This window comes from Rhodanobacter sp. UC4452_H20 (genome assembly GCF_052978205.1).
The window spans coordinates 2756209-2779928 of record NZ_CM129662.1 but is presented as its reverse complement, the minus strand read 5'-3'; the positions used below and the strand labels follow the sequence as shown (position 1 = coordinate 2779928).

Genomic DNA, 23720 nt, shown 5'->3' with positions numbered 1-23720 from the left:
CCCTGGGGGCGATGGCCGGCTGTTCAGCGCCGTGAGGTGGTGTGCCGCGGCGCGGTGGAACCGCGCACGACCAGTTCCGGGCTGAAGCCCTCGTTGGTGCCTTGCGCCGGCTCGCCGTGGGCGGCGCGCTGCAGGTCGCCGATCAGGCGTTGCGCGGCGTGGCGGGCGATCTCCTCGGTGGCCTGGCGGGCGGTGGTCAATGCCGGCCAGGACTGCTTGGAGAACGGGCTGTCCTCGAAGCCGGCGATGGAGAGCTCGTACGGCACGTTGATGCCGTCCGAGTGCGCCGCGGCCAGCACGCCGGCGGCGATCTCGTCGTTGGAGCCGAAGATCGCGGTGGGCCGGTCCTTCAGCGCCAGCAGCTTGCGCGCGCCGCGGAAGCCGTCGTCGAAGGTGAAATCGCCGGGCAGGATCAGCTTGCGGTCGAGCGCGATGCCGTAATCCTTCAGCGCATCCTCGTAGCCCTGGTAGCGCTCCGGGCTGGAGCGGTGCTCGCGCCCGCCCCACAGGAAGCCGATGCGCTGGTGGCCGAGCTGGATCAGGTGTTCGGTGATCGCGTAAGCCGCGTCGCGGTCGTCCACGTAGACGCAGGGGTAGCCATCCTGCGGGTCCTTGCGCGCGGAGATGATGCGGATGAACGGAATCCCGGCGTCGCTCAACGCCTGGATCAGCGCGGGCTGCTCGGACATCGGCGGCGCCAGCACCAGCCCGGCCAGGTGCGAGCGACGCACCAGCGTGCACAGCTCCTCGGCCAGCGTCGGCGAGGAGGAATCGCAGGGGTGGATCTGCAGGCCGAAGCCGCTGGAGCGGCACACCGACAGCACGCCGCGCTGCAGGTTGATGATGTAGTGCGCGTTCGGGTTGTCGTAGACCAGGCCGATCGCATAGGCACGCGTGCTGCGCAGGCTGCGCGCGGTGGGGTCGGGCTGGTAGCCGAGCGCGTCGATCGCCTGCTGCACCCGCTCGCGCGTGCGCGCATGCACCGAGGGCTCGTTGTTGATGACGCGCGACACCGTCTTCAGCGAGACGCCTGCCCGTTCCGCGACATCCTTGATGGTGGCGCTGCGCACCGCTGGACCTCGTGCATCGTGAGTGGGGCGCCGGCAGCGCCATGTGCCGACACCGCCGCACAGCCGGTGTGCGGCGGCGTGTGCATCCTAGCGTATGGCCCCGGGACTGGCGAACGGCGCGATCACGGTGCCGCGCGCCGCTGGCCCACGCGGTGGCCGGCCAGTCCGAAGTACAGGATGTACAGGTAGCACGGCACCATCAGCACGGTGAAGGCGAGCTGGAAGTCGATGTGCTGCTTCAGGTGCACGAACAGCTGCGGCACCACCGCGCCGCCGGCGATCGCCATGATCAGCAGCGCCGAACCGCGCTCGGTGAGGTCGCCCAGGCCCTTGATCGCCAGCGGAAAGATCGCCGGCCACATCATCGCGTTGGCGAAGCCCAGCGCGGCGACGAAGCCGACCGAGACGTAGCCGTTCGTGAGGTAGGCGCCGATCGAGAACAGCACGCCGAGCACCGCCGATACCGCGAGGTAACGCTGCTGCGAGATGTAGCGCGGGATCAGCACCAGGCCGACCAGGTAGCCGGCCAGCATGCCGCTCAGGGTGAACGCGGTGAAGACCTTGGTGCGGTCCAGCGGCAGGTGGAAGCCGGCGCCGTAGGTGCCGATCGCGTCGCCGGCCATCACCTCCACGCCGACGTAGAGGAACAGGCACAGCACGCCCAGCCACAGGTGCGGAAAGCTGAAGATGCTGCCGTGCCCGTGGCCGATCGCGCGCTCGCTGTTGGCGCCTTCCGGCGTGATCTCCGGCAGCGACGAACGCGCGATCCAGATCGCCAGCACCACCAGCAGGCCGGCCATCACCATGTACGGCGTGTGCACCTTGCCGGCGAAGGCGTTCAGCAGCGCCTCGCGCGCCTCGACGGTGGGCGCCGCGGCAACCTGCTCGCCGAAGCTGCCGATGCCGCTGAGCACCAGCGCGCCGAACACGAACGGCGCCAGCACGCCGGCCACCTTGTTGCAAATGCCCATGAACGCGATGCGCTGCGCGGCGCTGTCGATCGGGCCAAGGATGCTGATGTACGGGTTCGATGCGGTCTGCAGCAAGGACAGCCCGGCACCGATCACGAACAGCCCGGTCAGCGCACCGGCGAACACGCGCAGGCTGACGAACTGGCCGAACAGCACGGCGCCGACCGCCATCACGAACAGGCCCAGCGCCATGCCTTTCTTCATGCCGGTGCGGCGCAGGATCATCGAGGCGGGCAGCGAGAACACCAGGTAGGAAATGTAGAACGCGAACGGCACCAGGAACGCATAGGCGTCCTCGACCTGGAACGCCAGCTTGACGAAGGTGATCAGCGGACCGTTGAGCCAGGTCACGAAGCCGAAGATGAAAAACAGCAGGCCGATGATCAGCATCGGCCCGAGTTGCTGCTGCCGGGACGGCGCGGCCGCCAGTGTGGTGCTCATGGTGGTGGATCTCCCCGGGTGCCGTGTCGCTGCGGCCGGCTGGCCGTGCTGACAGGAATGTCTCCTTATTCCGCAAAAAGTGCAACGTTGTCAATCGACGCCGGCGACGGGACATCGCTGCGGCGGATGGTCGAGCGCATCCACCGCCGTTCGGATCGCATCGTTGCGGCAGTGCAACAGGTGGTCCGGGCCGCCAGGCTGCCACGAATATGGCTTGCACAAAGCCTCCAGGCGCACACTTGAAGCAACCTCGCAGGTTGCCATGACAGCTTTGCTGCGACGCCACAGCCGCGTCGCGAAATTGGACGACGATCACAGTTGACAACGTTGTCATCTTGACCACAGACTCGCCCTCCATCAGGCCGGCGTGCGGCCGCGCCGAGTGACCGGCGCACGCGTCGGGATCGCAGCGGAGTTTCGGGAGATCGTCCGTGGGGGAAGTCGCCAACCAGCGCCATGCCGTGTCGCCGTCGACCACCGTGCCGGTTGCTGCGGCGTCGTCGGAGCGGGTATCTGCGGCGTCGGACGGCGAGGCGGCGCAGCCGTTCCTCGCTGCCGATGTCGGCGGCACGCATGCGCGGGTCGGCCTGGTCAGCGGCTGCGGCGATGCGCACGGCCCGGTCAGCGTGCTGCACTTCCGCCGCTACGCCTGCGCCGAGTGGCCCGACCTCGCCGCGATGCTGCGCGACTTCGTCGCACAACTGGCGCACACGCCGCACGCGGCCGCGGCCGCCGGCATCCGCGAATGCGCGGTGGCCTGCGCCGGTTACGTGCTGGACGACGCGATCGTCAACGGCAACCTGGCCTGGCCGGTGTCGATCCGCGCGATCCGCGACGCGCTGGGCATCCGGCAGTTGGCCGTCATCAACGACTTCGAGGCGGTGGCCTATGCCACCCAGTTCCTCGACGCGGCCGATACCCGCTGCATCATCGAGGCGCCCGCACCGCCGCCGGGGCCGGTGCTGGTGATGGGTCCGGGCACCGGGCTGGGTTCGGCGGTGCTGTTGCCGGGCTCGCCGCGCGCCCGCGTGCTGGCCACCGAGGCGGGACAGATCTCGCTGGCGCCGGGCACCGAGCGCGAGATCGAGATCCTGCGCCTGCTGCGTCGCGAGCGCAGCCACGTCTCGTTCGAGGATGCGCTGTCCGGGCCGGGCCTGCTCAAGCTCTACCGCGCGCTGGCCGAACTGCACGGCCGCGCGCCGCGCTGGAGCACGCCGGCCGAAGTCACCGCCGCGGCGCTGGAAGGCCGCGACCCGGTCGCCCGCGAAGTGCTGGAGATTTTCTGCGGCCTGCTCGGCAGCTTCGTCGGCGATCTCGGCCTGCTCTACGGCGCCCGCGCGATCTACCTGGCCGGCGGCATCCTGCCGCGCATCCACGACTTCCTGCTGGCGAGCACGTTTGCCGAGCGCTATTTGAACAAGGGCGTCATGCGCGCCTGGCTGCAACAGGTTCCGGTTCGACTGATTGAGCACGGCCAGCTTGGTGTCATCGGCGCCGCAGGCTGGTTTCTGGATGAAGGGCGCAACCCCAGGCAAGGAGCTTGAGATGAGCCCGATCCCGCAGCACGGCGCCACGCCCACCGTCGTTGTCCGCTGTCCACCGCCACCACGCGTCACCCACAGTCCGCGACCGCATCCACGCCGGTCCTGATTCGATCCAGCCTCTTGAGGGGAGGAACACCATGAACCATCGCAAGACATTGCTCGCCGCCAGCATCATCACCGGTCTGTGCGTCTCCGGTGCGTTGTTTGCGCAGGACAGCACGGCCGCGGCCGACGCCAACCAGCCGAAGAAGACCAACGTCAAGGAACTGGCCACGGTAACCGTCACCGGCATCCGCGACAGCGAGGCCGAATCGCTGGCGTTGAAGAAGGCCGCCGATGCGCACGTGGAGGTGGTCACCGCCGAGGACATCGGCAAGCTGCCGGCCAAGAACGTGGCCGACACGCTGCAGCGACTGCCCGGCGTCAGCGTCGGCACCTCCAGCGCGGGCGAAGGCGGCTTCGACGAGAACGACCGCGTCAGCCTGCGCGGCACCGCGCCCAGCATGACCCAGACCCTGGTCGACGGCCACAACATCGGCACCGGCGACTGGTTCGTGCTCAACCAGACCGCCACCGTGGGCCGCAGCGTCAGCTACAGCCTGCTGCCGGCGGAGATCGTCAGCGAGGTGGTGGTGAACAAGACCTCCGAGGCGCGCCTGGTCGAGGGCGGCGCGGCCGGCACCGTCAACATCATCACCCGCAAGCCGCTGCAGTTCGACAAGCCGGTGACCGTGCACGCGTCCGTCGGCGGCGTCTACTCCGACCTGCCCGGCACCACCAAGCCGCAGTTCAGCGGCCTGTTCAACTGGAAGAACGACGCCGGCACCTTCGGCGTGATGGCGCAGGCGTTCTACGAGGAGCGCAGCCTGCAGCGCAACGGCCAGGAAGTGCTCGGCCTGGAGCAGCTCAAGAGCACCGACGCCATCGTCGCCGCGCACCCGGATCTGAACGGCGTCTACTTCCCCAGCCTGATCGGCAACGTGCTGTTCACCCAGAAGCGCAAGCGCACCGGCGGGTCGGTGGACGTGCAGTTCAAGCCGACCGACAACGTGACGGTCAACCTGAACGGCTTCTACAGCAAGCTCAAGGCCAACAACTTCAACCGCAACTACATGATGTGGGCCACCCACTTCGTGCACGGCGCCACCAACCTCCAGCCCGGCTACGTCGTGGCCAACAACACGTTGACGAATGCCGTCTTCTCGCCCAGCAACGACGCGACGAACTACGGCATCTACGACCAGATCTCGCGCGAGGCCTCCGCCTCGACCCGCTTCTTCACCGCCGACGTCGACTGGCGCGCGAGCGACCGCCTGAGCTTCTCGGCCCAGCTCGGCACCACCAAGGGCGAAGGCTCCAGCCCGAAGCAGGACGTGCTGGAACTGAACACCGCGCCGGGCACCGGCGCCGCATGGGATTTCCGCGGCACCGGCAAGCCGGTCAACTGGTCGCTGGGGCCGGACAACAGCTCGCCGGCGGCCTCGGGCGTCAGCGCCAACTGGATCTTCGGCGAAGGCGGCATCAACGTCGAGGACAAGGAGAACTGGGGCAAGATCGACGGCGAGCTGGACTTCGACGACAGCACGCTGGCCTCGCTGCAGTTCGGCGTGCGCTACGCCGACCACACGCGCGAGAACCCCTATGCGTTCGCGCAGGGACCGAACGGTGGCGACTGGAGCAACCCGGCCAACTTCCCCGCCAGCTTCGGCCATTACCCGGGTGATTTCGGCAGCTCGCTGGGCGGCTCGTTCCCGACCAATATCTGGTACTACTCGCAGGCCGACCTGGCCGCCTACGACTCGAAGTACGCCAACCGCGGGCCGGAGCGGCTGTACCCGAACGACATCTACAAGGTGAACGAGAAGGACGGCGCGATCTACCTGCAGGCCAACTTCATCGGCGACCGCTGGAGCGGCAACGTGGGCGTGCGCTACGTGCACACCAAGCAGGCGGTGAACTACACCAGCACCTCGCCGCAGGAGACCGAAGTGCAGGGTCCGATCCTCGGCTCGGCGTTCTTCCCGGCCGGCTACTACTGGAACACCAACAACGCCAGCTACAGCAAGGCGCTGCCCAGCGCCAACCTGAAGTTCAACCTGACCGACGACGTGCTGGCGCGCGTGGCGGTGTCGCAGACGCTGACCCGGCCGGACTACTCGGCACTGGCCGGCACGGTGTCGCTGGATGACACCGGCCACACCGGCAGCGGCGGCAACCCGAACCTGAAGCCGCTGATCTCGACCAACTTCGACGCCGACCTGGAGTGGTATTTCGCGCCGCGCGGCCTGTTGTCGGCCGGCGTGTACCAGATGTCGCTGCAGAACTACGTCACCTTCGCTTCCGAGTCGCGCCTGTACAAGGACATGCCGGCCAGCACGGCGGCAGGGCACGATGTCTACTCGGCCTACCAGGTGAACATCCCCAGCAACGTCGACGGCAAGGTGCGCGGCGTGGAGTTGAACTACCAGCAGCCGATCGGCGACAACTTCGGCGCGGCGCTCAACTACACCTACGCCACCGGCAACGCCGACAACGGGCAGGACCTGCAGGGCACCTCGAAGAACACCGCCAACGCATCGGCCTTCTTCGAGAACGACAAGTTCAACGCGCGGGTGAGCTACACCTACCGCTCGTCGTACTTCGCCGGCCCGGACCGCGGCGGCTTCTTCTACATGCAGGGCACCGGCTACCTGTCCGCGTCGCTGGGCTACAGCATCAACGACTGGATGTCGGTGTCGCTGGACGGCCTCAACCTCAACAGCCCGAAGCTGCGCTACTACGTCAAGGGCGACGGTTACGGCATCCAGCCGCGTTCGACCTACATCAACGGTCGCCAGTACTACCTGAACCTCCGCTTCAAGTTCTGACGCAACGCCGCGGCATGGCGCGCCACGGACGGCGCGCCGACACCCTCCCCGTGCGGGCCCCGGCATTGGTTGGCGGGCCCGCTTTTTTTTGGCGTCGCATGGTGGCCCTGCATGGCACCATGCGAGCGCGCACCGGAGAATGCGGATGACCCGTCGATGCCTGCCGACCCTGTACTGCCTGCTCGCGTTGCTCATGCTGCTGCTGCCACTGCCGCCGGCAAGCGCGACGGCCGCAGCGCCCTCGCTGATTCCGCTGCCTGCGCAACTCGTGCCGGGCGACGGCAGCTTCCGCGTCGACGCCGCCACCACCATCGTGGTGGCCGACCATGACCCGGCCACCACGCAGGCCGCGCACTACCTGATCGACCTGCTCTCGCGCACGCGCGGCCTGACGCTGCAGCCTGGCGGCGGCGCGAAACGCGCCATCGTGCTGCGGCGCGACCCACAGGCGCCGGTGGCGCAGGCCGGCGGCTATGCGCTCGATGTCGACACCCACGGCATCCGCGTCAGCGCGCGCGACGACGCCGGCCTGTTCCACGGCGTGGTCACGCTGTATCAGCTGCTCACGCCCGATGCCGCGCGCGGCGCGGTGGACGTGCCGGCGCTGTCCATCCGCGACTGGCCGCGCTTCGCCTGGCGCGGCGTGATGCTCGATTCGGTGCGGCATTTCCAGAGCGTGGCCGAAGTAAAAACCCTGCTCGACCAGATGGCCCAGCACAAGCTCGACGTGCTGCACTGGCATCTCACCGACGACCAGGGCTGGCGCATCCAGATCAAGCGCTATCCCGAGCTGACCAGGATCGGCGCGTGGCGCACGCCGCCGGACGCCGGCAGGGATGGCGAGCCGCAGCGCTACGGCGGTTTCTACACCCAGGACGAGATCCGCGACGTGGTGGCCTATGCCGCCGCGCGCCACATCACCATCGTGCCGGAGCTGGACATGCCCGGCCACGCGCAGGCCGCGGTGGCCTCGTATCCGCAGCTCGGCGTCACCGGCAAGCGTCCCGCGGTGTCCGTCGACTGGGGCGTGAACCCGTATCTGTACAACGTCGACGATGCCACCTTCGCCTTCATCGACCACGTGCTCGACGAGGTGATGGCGCTGTTCCCGTCGACCTACATCCACGTCGGCGGCGACGAGGCGATCAAGGACCAATGGCAGGCGTCGCCCGCGGTGCAGGCGAAGATGCGCGCGCTCGGCATCCGCGACGAGAACACCCTGCAGGGCTGGTTCATCGGCCGCATCGGCCGGTACCTGCAGCAGCACGGCCGCAAGCTGATCGGCTGGGACGAGATCCTCGAAGGCGACAAGCTGCCGGCCGACGCCACCGTGATGTCCTGGCGCGGCATCGACGGCGCGATCAAGGCCGCGCTGCTGGGCCACGACGTGGTGATGTCGCCCGCGCCGGACCTCTATTTCGACCACGTGCAGAGCGCGCTGGCCGACGAGTACGCCGGCCGCCTCGGCGTGGAATCGCTGCAGGACGTGTACGGTTTCCAGGCCATTCCCGGCGTGCTCGACGCGCACCAGGCGAAACACGTGCTGGGCGTCCAGGCCAATTTCTGGACCGAGCACATGCCCGGTTTCGCCCACGTCGAGCACGCGGCGTTCCCGCGGCTGGATGCGCTGGCCGAAGTCGCCTGGTCGCCGGACGCCCGCCGCGACTGGAGCGACTTCCTGTCGCGCCTGCCCGGCCAGCTCGCGCGTTACCGCGCCCAGCAGATTTCCTACGCCGACGGCGCCTTCGCGGTGGAGATCGCCACCGATCGCAACGTGGCGCTGGCCACCGGCCGTGCCACCGTCACGCTGGCCAGCCCGACCGGGTTCGGCGCGATCCGCTACACGCTCGACGGCAGCGCGCCCACCCCGGTCTCGCCGCGCTACGAGGCGCCGTTCAACGTGACCCTGCCGGTGACCGTGCGTGCCGCCAGCTTCGCCGCCGACGGCAGCGCGCTGGCTGCGCCGCGTGAACGGGTGCTCAGCCGCGCGGGGTTGCTGAGCCTTGCGGGCAACACCTTGCCCAACTGCCCCGGCAGCGACTTCCGCCTGCGCGTGCAGCCGTCGCCCGATGCGCCCAGCACCCAGCCGGTCTACGCGGTGAACGTGTTCGACAGCTGCCAGCTGTTCCCCGCCACGCGCATGGATGGCGTCGCGGCGATCCACGTCGACGCCGTGCGCCTGCCGCGCAACTTCGCGCTGGCGCACGAGCAGAAGCTGGTGGTGTCGCGCCCGCACGCCACGCCGTTCGGCGAACTGGTGGTGCATGTCGATCACTGCGACGGACCGGTGCTGGCGTCGATGCCGTTGCCCGATCCCGCGCACGGCCCGCGGCGCTTCAGGCTCGACGCGAAGCTGCCTGCGCAAAGCGGCGAACACGGCCTGTGCCTGATCTACACCGCGCCGATCGACGGGGCGCTGTACGCGCTGGAGAAGGTGTCGCTGCAGGCCACGCCATGAGCGCGTCGCATGCACGGTGCGGCGGCGTGGCATGAGCGCGCGGTCCACACGCCTCGCCTCCCTCGACGCGCTGCGCGGCTGCACGGTGGCCGCGATGCTGCTGGTCAACGACCCGGGCGACTGGGGCCACGTGTACTGGCCGCTGGAGCATGCGCAGTGGAACGGCTGCACGCCGACCGACCTGATCTTTCCGTTCTTCCTGTTCGTGGTCGGCGTGTCGGTGGCGCTGGCGATCCTGCCGCGGCTGGAGCGGGGTGCGTCCGCCGCCGAGCTGACCCGCGCGGCGATGTGGCGGGCCGCGCGCATCGTGCTGCTCGGCCTGGCCATCAACCTGCTGGCGACGTGGCTGCTGCCGGATCGCGGCATGCGCATCCCCGGCGTGCTGCAACGGATCGGCGTGTGCTTTGCCGCGGTGGCGCTGTTCGCCATCCACACGCGGCCACGCACGCAATGGTGCGCGATCGCCCTGCTGCTGCTCGGCTACTGGGGGCTGCTCGAACTCGGCGGCACGCTGGCGCCGTGGGCCAATCTCGCCAGCCGCACCGACAGCGCGGTGTTCGGCCACTATGTCTGGTCGATCGATCCGCTCAGCGGTCGCGGGCACGATCCGGAAGGCCTGCTCAGCACCTTGCCGGCGCTGGCCACCACCTTGCTCGGCCTGCGCGCGGGCTGCTGGTTGCGGCGCGGGCGGCTCAAGGCGCTGGGGCTGGGCGGTCTGCTGTCGCTGGCTCTCGGTGCGGGGTGGTCGCTGGTGCTGCCGTTCAACAAGAACCTGTGGACGCCCTCGTTCGTGCTGTGGACGGCCGGCTGGGCCGTGCTGGCGCTGCTGGCCTTCCACTGGCTGGTCGAGCGCCGTGGCTGGCCACCGCTGGGGCGGCGCTTCGGCGTCAACGCCATCGCCGCCTATGCCGGCTCGGAGGTCATGCAGATCGTGCTGCCCGCCCTGGGCCAGGCGACGTGGTACCGCGCCGTGTTCGCCGACTGGATGACGCCGCGCTTCGGACCCTGCGTGCCGTCGCTGGCCTTCGCCGTGGTGTTCGTGGCGTTCTGGTGGCTGGTGGTGTGGGCCATGGACCGGCGCCGCATCTACCTCAAGCTGTAGGGCGGGCACTGCCCGCCGGGCTTTTCGCCGAAAGCGGCGGGCGGTGCCCGCCCTACCGGTTCACCGGCGTTGGCGCATGGCGCGGATCAGCAGGCCCATCAGCAGCAGGCCCAGCACCACGCCGAGGCCGGCGCCCCACAACGCACCGACGTCGCCACCGACCAGGTAGCCCACGCCCGCGCCCAGCGGAAACAGCAGCAGCACCGGCAGGCAGCCCATCAGGATGCCTGCCGTACCGTGGCATCCGGTGCCGACGGGTGGCGCAGCAATACCGCACGCGCGCGTTGCCATTCGGCGGCGGACAGCTCGATCAGCGCCACCGGCTTGCCGCCGACCAGCGCGGCGATCGGCATGCCGTCGCGGTACAGCACGCGCGAGCCGGCCAGTGCCGGCACCTTGTCGCCGACCAGCACGGTGCCGACCAGGTTCAGCGGATCGCTGCCGCTGACGCAGACCAGCTCGTCGTCGTCCGCGCGCTGGCGCACTGCGCGCAGCGGCGCGATGGCCTCGGGCAAGGCAAACTGCTCGCCGACCAGGCCTTCGACGAAACGGCCGCCGCGGATTTCACCGCGCGCCTCCAGCCGGTGGTACACGCGCAGCAGCTCGCGCCACGACGGCAGCCACGGCGCCTCGCGCTCCAGCAGCTTCCAGAACACCACGCCGTAGCGGCGCAGCAGGGTATGCGCAATATGTTCAATCGCCTCGGGCCCGGCCTTGGCGTCCGTGGCCGGGCCGCGCGCCAGTGCCCAGCGCCCCGCATCCTCGATCCCGCCAAATGCGTGCCGGCGCATGCGCCGGTGCCGTGTGCCGTCGCGTTTCGCCGCCGGCAGCAGCAGGGCGCGCAGACCGGCGAAGCTGTCCGCGCTGATCCGGCCGGCGGCCACCAGCTCGCCCAGCGCGTCTTCCAGCTCCGGCCGCAACAGGCGGGTGTCAACCAGCAACTCGTCGAAGAACAGCGCACCATGCTCGCGCAACGCCTCGGCCACGGCCTGGGCGCGCGACGACAGCAGGATGTCCTGCGGCTCGCCCGCGGCGACGGCCGTCCAGACGGCCATCTCCCGGCGGGGCAGCAGCACGATCGGCGTACTGCGCACCGGCCCGCCACCACCGCCGCCGCCGCTGCGCAGCCGGCTCCAGGCGATGCGGCCGGAACGGCACAGCTCGTCCAGCCAGCTGATCGAGTAATCGCCCACGCGCGCTGGCAGGATCTCCGCTTCCCACGCGCCGGCCGCGGCCTCGTAACCTTCCAGCTGTGCCAGCGTGGCGACCAGCGCATCGGGGCCGTTCAAGCGGGTGGCCGCCGACACGTGCTGCCAGTCGAACAGGAAGCGCATCAGCGCGCGCCGGCTGACCGGCTCGATCTCGCGGCGCAGCCGGCCGATGGTGTAACGGTGGATGCGTGCCAGCAGATGGCGCTCGCACCATTCGGTGTCACCGGCGTCGGCGGTGAAGCGGCCCTGCATTACGTAGCCTTCGGACTGCAGCCGCAGCAGCGCCTGCTCGACTTCGCCGGTCTCGACGTGGAGGGATTGCGCCAATCCGTTCACGGTGACCGGGCCGAGTCCGCCGAGGCGGTGGCGCACGAGTTCCAGCAGCGCGTCCTCGCGCGTCCAGGGCTGCGCGGCGTATTCGGCGGGTGCGGCGATCGGCGGTTGCATCGATGCCGCAGGATGCAGCGCCTGCCACAGCGGAAGTTGTTCGGCAGACGTCCACACATCGCCGAGCCGGGTGGCGCGCTTCGCCTTCGCCAGCGCCTGCAGTCGCTCGTTCCAGTCGGGGTTGGCGGCGACTTCATCGGCGGTGACGAAACCCAGCAAGGTCAGCGCCTCGTGCATCTCGTCGGCGTCGCGCACCTGCGGCCAGGCTTCCTCGCGTACGGCGGCGATCGCCTCGGGATCGAGCCGGCCCAGATCGTCTGCGCTGTCGGCGTCGTTCCAGCGGCGCGTCTGCACGGCCTGGGTGCGGCGCTCCTCCAGCGGCGCGTCGTCGAGGAAGGCGTACGGTGCCGCGTTCAACACCTCGGCGGCGAGCGGGCTGGGTGCGGTGAGGTCGCGTGCGACGATGGCGATCTCGCCGGCCTCCAGCTGGCGCAGGATCGCCAGCAGGCCGTCCACGTCCATCGCCTCGCGCAGGCAGTCGTGCAGGGTCTGGTTGACCAGCGGGTGATCCGGCACCTCGCGCTCGCCCACGATGTTTTCCAGGCAGGCGACCTGATCGGGGAACACCGCGGCGAGCAGGTCCTCGCTCTTCATCCGCTGCAGCGGCGGCGGGGTTTTCTTGCCACCGGTGAAGCGCGGCAGCGCCAGCGCGGTCACCGCATTCCAGCGCCAGCGCGCGGGGAACAGCGGCGCGTCGAGCAGGGCCTGCACCAGCACGTGCTCGGCGGTGGCCGAGTGCAGGTAGTGCGCCACCTCCTCCAGCGGAAAACTGTGGCTGGTGGAAAGTGACAGTACGATCGCGTCCTCGGTCGCCGCCGCCTGCAGCTCGAAGTTGAACTGGCGGCAGAAGCGCTTGCGCAGCGCCAGCCCCCAGGCGCGGTTGATGCGGCTGCCCCACGGCGTGTGGATCACCAACTGGGTGCCGCCGGACTCGTCGAAGAAACGTTCCAGCACCAGCGTGTGCTGGCTGGGCAGCACGCCGAGCGCGGCTTTCGCGCGGGAAAGATAGTCGGCCAGCTGCTGCGCGGCGGCCTCGTCGAGGCCGAGTTGATTACGCAGCCACGCGACGGCGGCGGAAAGACCGCCGACATCGAGTTGTGCGGAAATCTCCTCGCGCAGACGCGACACGCCGAACGACAGCTCGTCGCTGCGCCCCGGTGCCTCGCCCAGCCAGAACGGAATGCTCGGCGGCGCGCCGTGCGCGTCCTCCACACGCAGCCGGTCGCGCTCGACGCGCTGGATGCGGTAGCTGGCGTTGCCGAGCTGGAAGATGTCGCCGGCCATGCTCTCGACCGCGAAATCCTCGTTCACCGTGCCGACGATGATCGCCTGCGGTTCCAGCACCACCTTGTAGTCGGCGGTGTCGGGAATGGTGCCGCCGGAGGTCAGCGCGGTGAGCCGCGCGCTGCGCCGCGGGCGCAGCTGGCGGTTCACCGCGTCGCGATGGATGTACGCCGCGCGCGGGCCCTGGCGGGTGGTGAAGCCTTCGGCCAGCATGCGCACAACTGCGTCGAAATCGGCTCGGGCGAGATCGCGGTACGGGTACGCGCGGCGCACCAGCGCGTACAGCGCGTCCTCGTCCCACTCGGCGCAGGCGACCTCGGCGACGATCTGCTGCGCCAGCACGTCCAGCGGCTGCGGCGGCATCACCAGCGCGTCGAGTTCGCCGCGGCGCACGCAGTCGAGCAGGGCGGTGCATTCGATCAGGTCGTCGCGCGTCGCCGGGAACAGCCGCGCCTTCGGCGTGCCGTCGATGCTGTGGCCGGAACGGCCGGCGCGCTGCAGGAACGCGGCGATCGAGCGCGGCGAGCCGAGCTGGCAGACCAGGTCGACTTCGCCGATGTCGATGCCCAGCTCCAGCGACGCGGTGGCCACCAGCACCTTCAGCTCGCCGCGCTTGAGCCGCTGCTCCGCATCCAGCCGCAGCTCCTTGGCCAGGCTGCCGTGATGCGCGGCGACGTGCTCCTTGCCGAGCCGTTCGGACAGGTGCCGCGCGGCGCGCTCGGCCATGCGCCGCGTGTTGACGAAGACCAGGGTGGTGCGGTGCGCGTGCACCAGCTGCGCGAGGCGGTCGTAGACCAGCTCCCAGCTGTCGTTCGACATCACCGCTTCCAGCGGGACGGGCGGGACTTCGATGGCGAGGTCGCGCGGGCGGGTGTGGCCCGTGTTGATGATGGTGCAGGGATCTTCCTTCTCCCCCTCGGGGAGAAGGGAGTGCTGAGCGCCGACCAGAAAGTCGGCGACTTTTTCTATGGGCTTCTGCGTCGCCGACAAGCCGATCCGCAGCAGGCGCCGCTGGCACAGCGACGCCAGCCGCTCCAGCGACAAGGCCAGATGCGAGCCGCGCTTGCTGCCGGCGATGGCGTGGATCTCGTCGACGATCACCGTGCGCACGCCCGCCAGCATGGAACGGCCCGAGGCCGAGCCGAGCAACACGTACAGCGACTCCGGCGTGGTCACCAGGATGTGCGGCGGCTGCTTGCGCAGCAGGTTGCGTTCGACCTGCGGGGTGTCGCCGGTGCGCACGGCGGTGCGGATCGCCACGTCGGGCAGGCCGAGCTTCTCGAGCTCCGCGCGGATGCCTTCCAGCGGCGCTTCCAGATTGACATGGATGTCGTTCGACAATGCTTTCAGCGGCGACACGTAGAGCACCGTGGTGGCGTCGGCCAGCACGCCGCCGTGCGCCACGCCCTCGCGCACCAGTTCGTCGATGGCGGCGAGGAAGGCGGTGAGCGTCTTGCCGGAGCCGGTCGGCGCGGCGACCAGGGTGTGCTGGCCGGCGCGGATCGACGGCCACGCCGCCGCCTGCGCCGCGGTGGGTGCGGCGAAGCTGCGGCGGAACCAGGCGGCGACCGCCGGGTGGAAGGCTTCGAGGATTCGGGAGTCCATGCGCGGCGGCACCGGTCGGGGCGGTGGCGGGGAGTGGGACACCCGATCATATATGGGGGCCGCGGCTGCCGTCGCAACCGGCGCGCAGCGGTGCGCGGTCGGCGCGGGCATGTCAGTATTCGCGCTCCATCGGCGCATCGCGTGGAGGCGCTGCAGGACGGTGATCGAACGGGAGGAAGCGGTGCAGGCGCCATCGGATTCGCGGAGCGAGGAAACCGGAGTCACCAGCTGGCAGACCATGGCCGATGGCCAGCGCCTGCTGTTGCGCGACTGGCCGCGACAGGGGGCGCGCGGGGCCGTGCTGTTCGTGCATGGCCTGGGCGAACACAGCGGCCGTTACGATCGCGTCGCCGCGTGGTTCAACCAGCGCGGCTATGCCGTGCGCGGCTACGACCAGCGTGGCCACGGGCAGTCGCCCGGGCGGCGCGGCGCGCTGCGCCATCGCGACGACCTGCTGGCAGACCTGGCGGCGGTCTATCAGGAGTACGCGCGCGCCACGCCGCACCAGCCGCTGCTGCTCGGCCACAGCATGGGTGGTCTGGTGGCCGCACGCGCCGTGCTCGACGGCGCGCTGGCGCCGCCGGCGCTGGTGCTGTCCTCGCCGGCCCTGCGCACTCACGAATCGCCGCAGATGATCCGGCTGGCCGCGATACTCGGCCGCTGGCTGCCGAACCTGCCGCTGCGCAACGGGCTGGATGCCGGCAAGCTGTCGCACGATCCGCAGGTAGCCGCCGACTACCGCGCCGATCCGCTGCGCCACGGCTGGATCACCCCGCGGCTGGCCGATTTCATCTTCCGCGAAGGCGCCGCCTGCATCGCCGATGCCGCCGAGCTGGCCGTGCCCACCCTGCTGCTGGTGGCCGAGAGCGACGCACTGGTCGACCCCGCCGGCAGCCGTGCCTTCGCCAGGGCGGCGGCATCGAGCGGCCAACTGACCACGCGCTTCTTCGCCTCGCTGTACCACGAGCTGTTCAACGAAACCGAACCGGGCCGCGGCCAGGTGCTGATGCAACTGGGCGACTGGCTGGGTCGGCAGTTGCCTCGTTGAGAAAACGCGCGTGCCCGATCCGTGCCATCGGCCCGCCATGAATGGCGGCGATACTTCGATCCAATCTCAGGGAGAGACCACCATGTACGCACGATCGTTTGCGCGCTTTGCGCGGGTATGGCCAGTCCTGTTGTCGGGCCTGTTGCTGGTCGCCTGCGGGCGCGGCCATGACGGCCATCCGCCGACGCTGCAGGGTGCGCCGGGCACGGCCGCCTCGGCGGCGCCGGCGCCGGCCGCAACCAGCTTCGCCCTGCTTTCGGCCAGCTCCCGCAGCAGCGACTCGCGCACCGCGCTGACCCTGCGCTTCAACGCCGCGCTGGCCTCGGCGCAGGCGTTCGACACGCTGATCGCGGTGACCGGCCCGAACGGCGAAGTGGTCAGCGGCAGCTGGAGCCTCGACAACGACGGCAAGACGCTGAACTTCCCGTTCGTGCAGGCGAACACGCGCTACGCGGTGCAGCTGAAGGCCGGCCTGCTCGCCGCCGACGGCCGCACCCTCGGCCACGCGGTGAAGCACGACGTGTACTCCGGCAACCTGCCGGCGGCGGTCGGCTTCGCCTCGCACGGCAGCGTGCTGCCGGCGCGCGGCACCCGCGGCCTGCCGCTGGTGTCGATGAACGTGCACGACGCCGACGTGGAGTTCTTCCGCGTGCGCGAGGACGCGTTGTCGGACCTGTTCTGCGCGTACCCGCGCAACGGCCACCGCGACAGCTACGAACTCGACCACGACGTCGCCTACTACAACAGCTGCGGCGAAGGCGACGAGCGGCGCAGCCGCATGCCGATCACCGAGATCGCCGATTCGGTCTACGCCAACCACTACACCCTGGGCGGCGAGCCGAACGAGCGCACCGTCACCTACCTGCCGGTGCAGAACATCAGGGAGCTGGCCCAGCCCGGCGTGTACATGGCGGTGGTCAAGGCCGGCGGCACGTTCAAGGACGGCTACGACACCGCCACCTTCTTCGTCAGCGACCTCGGCCTGCACCTGCGCGTGTATCGCGACAACGTGCTGCTGCACGTGGCCTCGCTGCGCGACGGTACGCCGGTGAATGCGGTGGACATCGAGATCCGCGACGCGGCCGGGCGCAGCAAGCTCAAGGCCTCGACCGGCGCCGACGGCAACGCGCTGCTCGCGTACAAGATCAAGGCCGCCGACGTGCTGGTCGCGCGCCACGGCAAGGACGTCTCGGTGCTGCCGTTCAACCGGCCGGCATTGGACGTGTCCAACTTCGACATCAGCGGGCGCAAACAGGCACCGTTCGAGGTGTACGCCTGGTCCGGCCGCGACCTGTACCGTCCCGGCGAGACGCTGCGCGCCTCGGCGCTGCTGCGCGACGACGACGGCAAGCCGATGAAGGCGCAGTCGCTGTTCGTGCGGGTGAAGCAGCCGGACGGCCGCACCCTGGTGGAAAAGCGGCTGGAGCCGCAGCAGCTCAACTACTTCGAGCTGAGCCAGGCGATCCCGGCCGACGCGCCGACCGGGTTGTGGCAACTGGAGTTCCGCCTCGATCCTTCAGCCAAGGAGACCGTGCAGGCGTTCCCGTTCCACGTCGAGGAGTTCCTGCCCGAGCGGCTCAAGGTGGATCTGTCCAGCCCGCAGCAGCGGCTGGCGCCGGGCGAACCGCTGAAGCTGAAGGTCGCCTCCAGCTACCTGTACGGTGCGCCGGCCGACGGCAACCGTTTCACCGCGAAACTGCTGGTGGCGCCGGAAGTGCATCCGCTGGAGAAGATGAAGGACACCTTCTTCGGCAACCCGCTGGTCGAGCTGCCGAAGAGCGCCGACGACGTGGTCGATGCGAAGCTCGACGCGCAAGGCGTGCTGGAGCAGGACGTGGCACTGCCCGACGACGTGAAACCGGTCGCGCCGCTGGCGGTGACCCTGTCCGGCAGCGTGTACGAGAGCGGCGGCCGCGCGGTGACGCGGCTGCTCAAGCGCACCTACTGGCCGGCCGACGCGCTGGTCGGCGTGCGCCCGCTGTTCGATCCGAAGCAGGGCGCGGAGAGCGAAAGCCCGGTCGGTTTCGAGATCGTGCGCGCGAACGCGGACGGCGCGCTGGTCGCAGGCAGCCACCTGAAAGTGCGCCTGCAGCGCGAGCTGCGCGATTTCTACTGGCTGTACGAGCGCGATGGCGGCTGGCAGTCGAATGCGAACCAGCGCCTGCAGCTGATCGAGGAAAAGGACGTCGACGTCGCCGCCGGCAAGTCGGCCCAGGTGGAATTCCCGGTGCAGTGGGGCAGCTACCGCGTCGAGGTGTACGACCCGGCCACTAAACTCACCACGGTGTTCCCGTTCTTCGCCGGCTACAGCTGGGACGACGAGAACCTGGGCAAGGAGGCGCGCCCGGACAAGGTCAAGCTGCAGCTGGACAAGGCGCGCTACCGCGCCGGCGACAGCATGAAGGTCACGGTGACGCCGCCGCATGACGGGCCCGGCGTGCTGCTGGTGGAATCGGACCACCTTCTCTACACGAAGAACATCGACGCGAAAGCCGGTGCCACCTTCGAGATCCCGGTGACCAAGGAGTGGGAACGCCACGACGTCTACGTGACTGCCCTGGTGTTCCGCGGCGGCGAAGCGGCCGAGCACACCACGCCGGCGCGCGCGATGGGCGTCGAGTACGTGGCGATGGACCGCAACGACCGGCGCATCCCGCTGAAGCTCGACGCGCCCGCGCTGATGCGTCCGGGCAATCCGCTCGAGGTCGGCGTGCAGGCCACCGGTCTGGCCGGGCAGCAGGCCTTCGTCACGCTGTCCGCGGTCGACCAGGGCGTGCTCAACATCACCGACTACCCGGTGCCCGACGCGTGGGCGTGGCTGTTCGCCAAGCGTGCCCTGAGCGTGGATGCGTACGACCTGTACAGCCGCATCATCGAGGCGATGGACGGCGCCGAGGCGAAGCTGCGCTACGGCGGCGACATGAGCGGCGCGGCGTTGCCGAAGGCCACCCGGCTCAACCCGAAGGTACAGATCGTCGACCTGTTCGCCGGCCCGGTGGCGTTCGACGCGCAGGGCAGGGCCACGCTGCACGTCGACGTACCCGACTTCAACGGCAGCCTGCGCCTGGCTGCGCTGGCGTACACCGACAGCCGCTACGGCAACGCCGACGGCGCGGTCACCGTGCGTGCGCCGCTGGTGGTCGAGCCGAGCACGCCGCGGGTGATGGCGGCCGGCGACCAGGCGATGATCAGCCTCGATCTGAAGAACCTGTCTGGCAAGGACGGCACCGCGAAAGTGAGCGTCAAGGGCGGCGGCCCGATCACGGTGGACAAGGCTGCGCAAAGCGTGTCGCTGAAGGACGGCGCCGGCACCACCCTGCACATGCCGGTCACCGCCGGCGCGGGCGCCGCGGTGGCGACGGTGGACATCCACGCCGAGCTCAACGATTACAGCGTGGACCGCCACTTCGAATTTGCGGTGCGCCCGGCCTGGCCGGAAACGGTAAGCACCACGCCCATGGCGCTGGAGGCGGGCAAGCCCGAGCACCTCGGCGCCGCCGCGATCGCCGGCCTGCTGCCGGCCACGGTGAACGCGCGGATCACCCTGAGCACCTTGCCGCCGTTGCCGTACGCGGCCGCGCTGCGCGACATGCTGCGCTATCCGTACGGCTGCATCGAGCAGACCACCAGCAAGGGCTACGCCGCTTTGATTCTGGACGGCCAGACGGCCAAGGCATTGGGCGCGCAAGTGATGAGCGACGCCGTGCGCAAGGCCGCGGTGGACGGCGCGCTGTCGCGGATCGCCTCGTTCCAGGCCAGCAATGGCCACTTCAGCTTCTGGGGCGGCAGCAGTCCGATCGTCACCTTCACCACGCCGTACGTGGTCGACTTCATGCTGGACGCGCGCGACGCCGGCTTCGCGGTACCGCAGGACGTGCTGCAGAAAGCGCTGCAGCGGCTCAACGACGACCTGCTCGCCGGCGGCCACCCGTACTACGAGTACGAGCAGCACGATCACCTGCGCATCGCCGACGAGGCGTACTCCGGCTTCGTGCTGGCGCGCGTCAACCGCGCGCCGCTGGGCACGCTGCGCGCGATCTTCGACAACGAACGGCAGAAGCTGGTCGCGCCGCTGCCGCTGGTGCACCTGGGCATCGCGCTGAAGCTGATGGGCGACACCGAGCGCGCACAGAAAGCCGTGGACGAGGCGTTCGCGTGGAGCAAGGAGCGCCCGTGGTACGTCGGCGACTACGGCTCGGAGCTGCGCGACCTCGCGCTGATGGTCGCGCTCACCCACACCTACGGCATGAGCAAGCCCGCCTACGACGCCAAGCTGGTCGACTGGGCGCGCAACGCCACCGCGAACGTGCGGGTGCGCCAGCAGCAGGACAAGGATTACCGCTGGTCGTGGTCGTACCTGAGCACGCAGGAGCAGGCGGCGATCGCCCGCGTGGCGGCGGCATTCGATGCGAAAAGCAATGCGCCGCTGGCCGCCACGCTCACGGTGAACGGCAAGACCGAATCTGCCCCGGACCAGCGCCTGTGGAGCCGCGCGCTCAGCGTGGCCGAGCTCAACGCCGGGGTCAGCGTGCAGCCGACCAGCGACGCGGCGATCTTCGCCACGCTCGACGTCGCCGGCATCCCGCGGCAGGCACCGCCGGCCGACGACAGCCAGATCGACGTGCGGCGCAGCTACTTCACCACCGACGGCAAGCCGTGGAGCGGCAGCCAGTTGAAGGAAGGCGACACGCTGATCGTCGAACTGAGCATCGAGGCGCGCATGAACGTCCCCGACGCCCTGGTCACCGATCTGCTGCCGGGCGGGCTGGAGGTGGAGAACCTCAACCTGGGCGGCGCGCAGTCGTGGTCCGGCGTGGTGATCGACGGCATCGAACTGGACCAGCACGCCGCCGCCGCGCAGATCGTGCACGAGGAGTACCGCGACGACCGTTACGCCGCCGCCCTCAACCTCAGTCGTGGCGACAAGGCCCGCGTGTTCTACCTGGTGCGCGCGGTGACGCCGGGCACGTACACCGTGCCGCCGCCGCTGGTGGAGGACATGTATCGTCCCGCCGTGCGCGGCATCGGCAAGGTCGAACCGGCGAAGATCAGCGTGGTCGAACCGTAGGAGCTCGCCCCGGGGGGTGATGCTCCCGGGTGGCTCTTGGAACAGATAAGGCTGATTGGAGTCGCGGCATGCCCTTCGACTTCGGCCTGCGGCCTACGCTCAGGGCGAACGGTGTGGAAGACCGTTCACCCTGAGCGTAGCTCGCGTCAGCGAGCGAAGTCGAAGGGCCCCACCATGACCAACGCCAACCCGTTCCGCCGAAGATCCCGCCTCACGCACGGGCTACGTGTCTTCGCGATTGTCTTCATCGGCGCCCTGCTCGTCGCCTTCGCCCTCGACCGTCTGTTCCCGTTGCGCCTGCCCGCCCCCGACACCGGCAGCACCGTGGTGCTTGCGCGCGACGGCACGCCGCTGCGCGCGTTTGCCGACAGCGACGGCGTGTGGCGTTACCCGACCACGGCGAAGCAGGTCTCGCCGCTTTATCTCAAGGCATTGCTCACCTACGAGGACCGCTGGTTCTACCGCCACCCCGGCGTGAATCCCTACGCGCTGCTGCGCGGTCTCGCCGGCGGCCTGCGCCATGGCCGCATCGTCTCGGGCGGTTCGACGCTGACCATGCAGGTGGCGCGGATCATCGAACCGATCCCGCACAGCTTCCGCGGCAAGCTGGTGCAGATCTTCCGCGCGCTGCAGCTGGAAGTGCACCTGAGCAAGCCGCAGATCCTCGACCTGTACCTCAACCACGCGCCGTTCGGCGGTCCGATCGAAGGTGTCGAGGCGGCCTCGTGGGCCTACCTGGGCAAGCCGGCCAGCCGGCTGTCGCACGCCGAGGCGGCGCTGCTCGCGGTACTGCCGCAATCGCCGAGCCGGCTGCGGCCGGACCGCCACCCCGAGGCGGCGCGCGCCGCGCGCGACAAGGTGCTGCGCCGCATGCGCGACCTCGGCGTGTGGAGCGCGGCGGAGGTGCGCGACGCGGCGATCGAACCGGTGGTGGCGCGTTCGCTGCGCGCGCCGTTGTCCGCGGCCTTGCTGGCCGAACGCCTGCACCGGCAGCAACCGCAGGCGCGACGCATCGCCAGCACCATCGACGCGAACCTGCAGCGCGCGGCCGAGGACCGGGTCAGTGCGTATCTCGCGCGCCTGCCGGCACACACGTCGGCGGCGCTGCTGGTGGTCGACAACGCGACGCTGGAGGCGCGCATCTACGTCGGCACCAGCGACTTCGCCGATCCGCAGCGGCATGGCTACATCGACATGGTGAACGCGCCGCGTTCGCCCGGCTCGACGCTGAAGCCGTTCCTGTACGGCCTGGCGCTGGACGACGGCCTGATCCACTCGCAGAGCCTGCTGGTCGACGCGCCGCAGGATTTCGGCGGCTACAAGCCGGGCAATTTCGATGAAGCGTTCAGCGGCCCGGTCAGCGCGGCCGAAGCGCTGCAGCGCTCGCTCAACGTGCCGGCGGTGGACGTGCTGGACCGGGTCGGGCCGAACCGCTTCGTGGCGCGGCTGGCCAACGGCGGAGTCGACCTCGGCCTGCCCGCGGGGGCGCAGCCGAACCTGTCGATCATCCTCGGCGGCGCGTCCACCCGACTGGAAAACCTGGTCGGCGCGTACACCGCGTTCGCCAACGGCGGCCTCGCCGGCACGCCGCGCTACACCATGGAACAACCGGCGCGCCCGCGCCGGCTGCTGTCGCCCGGCGCGGCGTGGATCATCCGCGACATCCTCGCCAGCAACCCGGCCGCCGTCGAGGGCGGCCCGCTCGCCGGCGCGATCAACCGGCACGCCACGGTGGCGTGGAAGACCGGCACCAGCTACGGCTACCGCGACGCCTGGTCGATCGGCGTCACCGACCGCTGGACCGTCGGCGTGTGGATCGGCCGCCCCGACGGCACGCCGTCGCCTGGTCAGTACGGCGCGGTGACCGCGCTGCCGCTGCTGTTCCAGATCGTCGACATGCTGCCCTCGCGCGGCGGCCACGCCCGCGCGCAACCGACCAGCGTCAGCCGGCGCGACATCTGCTGGCCGCTGGGCGGCGCGGCGGAGAACACCCCGCCCGACCTGTGCCGCCAGCGCCGCAGCGCCTGGGTGCTCGACGACGCCTTGCCGCCCACCTTCGCCGAACGCGATCTCGGCGCGTGGTCCGCCGGCCTGCTCCGCTTGCGCGTCAATGCGAAAGGCCAGCGCCTCAGCGGCGCCTGCCACGCCGCGCACGAACGCACGATCCAGCTCGCGCGCTGGCCCGCGCTGGCCACGCCGTGGCTCCGCGTCGACGACCGCGCCGCCGCGGCGCTGCCGCCGCTCGCCCCCGGCTGCGCACCCGATTCGCTGGACCGCGCCATGCCGATCCGCATCACCGGCCTGGCCAGCGGCGTCACCCTGCGCCGCGCGCCGAACAGCGACCAGCCGCTGCGCGTGACCCTGCGCGCCCTCGGTGCCGAGGGCGAAGTGCAATGGCTGCTCGACGGCCGCCTGCAAGGCAGCAGCGTGGGCGCCGCCGTACAATCCCTCGTGCTGCACCGGCCCGGCCCGCACACCGTCACCGCGCTGACCCGGGACGGCGCCTTCAGCGCCGTGCGCTTCCGTGTGGCGGACTGAGATCGCATCCGCGTGAACCTCGCGCCGCCGGCGTGGTCAACGAGCCGCACGACCGGGCGAATTGCG

At 70.0% G+C, this 23720-nt stretch carries 11 protein-coding genes; 7 read left to right on the top strand and 4 right to left on the bottom strand.

Annotation, left to right across the window (positions count from 1 at the left end):
• Positions 1 to 23: 23 nt before the first annotated feature.
• Together ACVCMC_RS13010 and ACVCMC_RS13005 are read right to left on the bottom strand one after the other, a co-directional pair.
• Positions 24 to 1070 carry a LacI family DNA-binding transcriptional regulator gene (locus ACVCMC_RS13010; protein WP_395120906.1) on the bottom strand — a complete coding sequence of 349 codons (1047 nt, stop codon included), beginning with the start codon at positions 1068 to 1070 and terminating at the stop codon, positions 24 to 26.
• 122 nt (positions 1071 to 1192) lie between these two features.
• Positions 1193 to 2482: a sugar MFS transporter gene (locus tag ACVCMC_RS13005; protein ID WP_447097584.1), complete on the bottom strand. Its 1290-nt coding sequence runs from the start codon at positions 2480 to 2482 to the stop codon at positions 1193 to 1195.
• Positions 2483 to 2913: 431 nt separating this feature from the next.
• Here ACVCMC_RS13005 and glk point away from each other — a divergent pair, with 431 nt between their 5' ends.
• The 4 genes from glk to ACVCMC_RS12985 all read left to right on the top strand — a co-directional run bounded on the left by glk (position 2914) and on the right by ACVCMC_RS12985 (position 10453).
• Entirely contained in the window at positions 2914 to 4026 is a 1113-nt protein-coding gene (gene glk, locus ACVCMC_RS13000; RefSeq protein ID WP_447097583.1) for a glucokinase, read from the top strand.
• Positions 4027 to 4163: 137 nt separating this feature from the next.
• A complete protein-coding gene (locus tag ACVCMC_RS12995; RefSeq protein WP_447097582.1) occupies positions 4164 to 6893 on the top strand; it encodes a TonB-dependent receptor in 2730 nt (909 codons plus the stop codon).
• Between the two features lie 145 nt (positions 6894 to 7038).
• On the top strand, positions 7039 to 9351 hold the full coding sequence (locus ACVCMC_RS12990; RefSeq protein ID WP_447097581.1) for a beta-N-acetylhexosaminidase: 2313 nt from the start codon (positions 7039 to 7041) through the stop codon (positions 9349 to 9351).
• A gap of 31 nt (positions 9352 to 9382) precedes the next feature.
• Positions 9383 to 10453, top strand: coding sequence for an acyltransferase family protein (locus ACVCMC_RS12985; RefSeq protein WP_447097580.1), 1071 nt, complete (start codon positions 9383 to 9385; stop codon positions 10451 to 10453).
• A gap of 60 nt (positions 10454 to 10513) precedes the next feature.
• Here the strand turns inward: ACVCMC_RS12985 and ACVCMC_RS12980 are convergent, their stop codons facing one another.
• Together ACVCMC_RS12980 and ACVCMC_RS12975 are read right to left on the bottom strand one after the other, a co-directional pair.
• Positions 10514 to 10672 carry a hypothetical protein gene (locus ACVCMC_RS12980; RefSeq protein WP_447097579.1) on the bottom strand — a complete coding sequence of 53 codons (159 nt, stop codon included), beginning with the start codon at positions 10670 to 10672 and terminating at the stop codon, positions 10514 to 10516.
• The gene (locus tag ACVCMC_RS12975; RefSeq protein WP_447097578.1) at positions 10672 to 15000 is read right to left on the bottom strand and encodes a DEAD/DEAH box helicase; all 4329 of its coding nucleotides are present in this window, start codon (positions 14998 to 15000) and stop codon (positions 10672 to 10674) included. Before ACVCMC_RS12975 ends, ACVCMC_RS12980 begins: the two co-directional genes overlap by 1 nt.
• Positions 15001 to 15238: 238 nt before the next feature.
• Here ACVCMC_RS12975 and ACVCMC_RS12970 point away from each other — a divergent pair, with 238 nt between their 5' ends.
• From ACVCMC_RS12970 to pbpC, 3 genes are all read left to right on the top strand, one after another.
• Positions 15239 to 16048: an alpha/beta hydrolase gene (locus ACVCMC_RS12970; protein WP_395121310.1), complete on the top strand. Its 810-nt coding sequence runs from the start codon at positions 15239 to 15241 to the stop codon at positions 16046 to 16048.
• 82 nt (positions 16049 to 16130) lie between these two features.
• A complete protein-coding gene (locus tag ACVCMC_RS12965) occupies positions 16131 to 21116 on the top strand; it encodes an alpha-2-macroglobulin family protein (RefSeq protein WP_447097577.1) in 4986 nt (1661 codons plus the stop codon).
• Between the two features lie 174 nt (positions 21117 to 21290).
• Positions 21291 to 23654 carry a penicillin-binding protein 1C gene (gene pbpC, locus ACVCMC_RS12960; RefSeq protein WP_447097576.1) on the top strand — a complete coding sequence of 788 codons (2364 nt, stop codon included), beginning with the start codon at positions 21291 to 21293 and terminating at the stop codon, positions 23652 to 23654.
• Positions 23655 to 23720: the final 66 nt, after the last annotated feature.

Coding starts and splice junctions, on each gene's coding strand:
- ACVCMC_RS12980 (WP_447097579.1), bottom strand. CDS start 10,672: ATGGGCTGCCTGCCGGTGCTGCTGCTGTTTCCGCTGGGCGCGGGCGTG.
- ACVCMC_RS12965 (WP_447097577.1), top strand. CDS start 16,131: ATGTACGCACGATCGTTTGCGCGCTTTGCGCGGGTATGGCCAGTCCTG.
- ACVCMC_RS12970 (WP_395121310.1), top strand. CDS start 15,239: ATGGCCGATGGCCAGCGCCTGCTGTTGCGCGACTGGCCGCGACAGGGG.
- ACVCMC_RS12985 (WP_447097580.1), top strand. CDS start 9,383: ATGAGCGCGCGGTCCACACGCCTCGCCTCCCTCGACGCGCTGCGCGGC.
- ACVCMC_RS12995 (WP_447097582.1), top strand. CDS start 4,164: ATGAACCATCGCAAGACATTGCTCGCCGCCAGCATCATCACCGGTCTG.
- ACVCMC_RS12975 (WP_447097578.1), bottom strand. CDS start 15,000: ATGGACTCCCGAATCCTCGAAGCCTTCCACCCGGCGGTCGCCGCCTGG.
- ACVCMC_RS12990 (WP_447097581.1), top strand. CDS start 7,039: ATGACCCGTCGATGCCTGCCGACCCTGTACTGCCTGCTCGCGTTGCTC.
- ACVCMC_RS13005 (WP_447097584.1), bottom strand. CDS start 2,482: ATGAGCACCACACTGGCGGCCGCGCCGTCCCGGCAGCAGCAACTCGGG.
- pbpC (WP_447097576.1), top strand. CDS start 21,291: ATGACCAACGCCAACCCGTTCCGCCGAAGATCCCGCCTCACGCACGGG.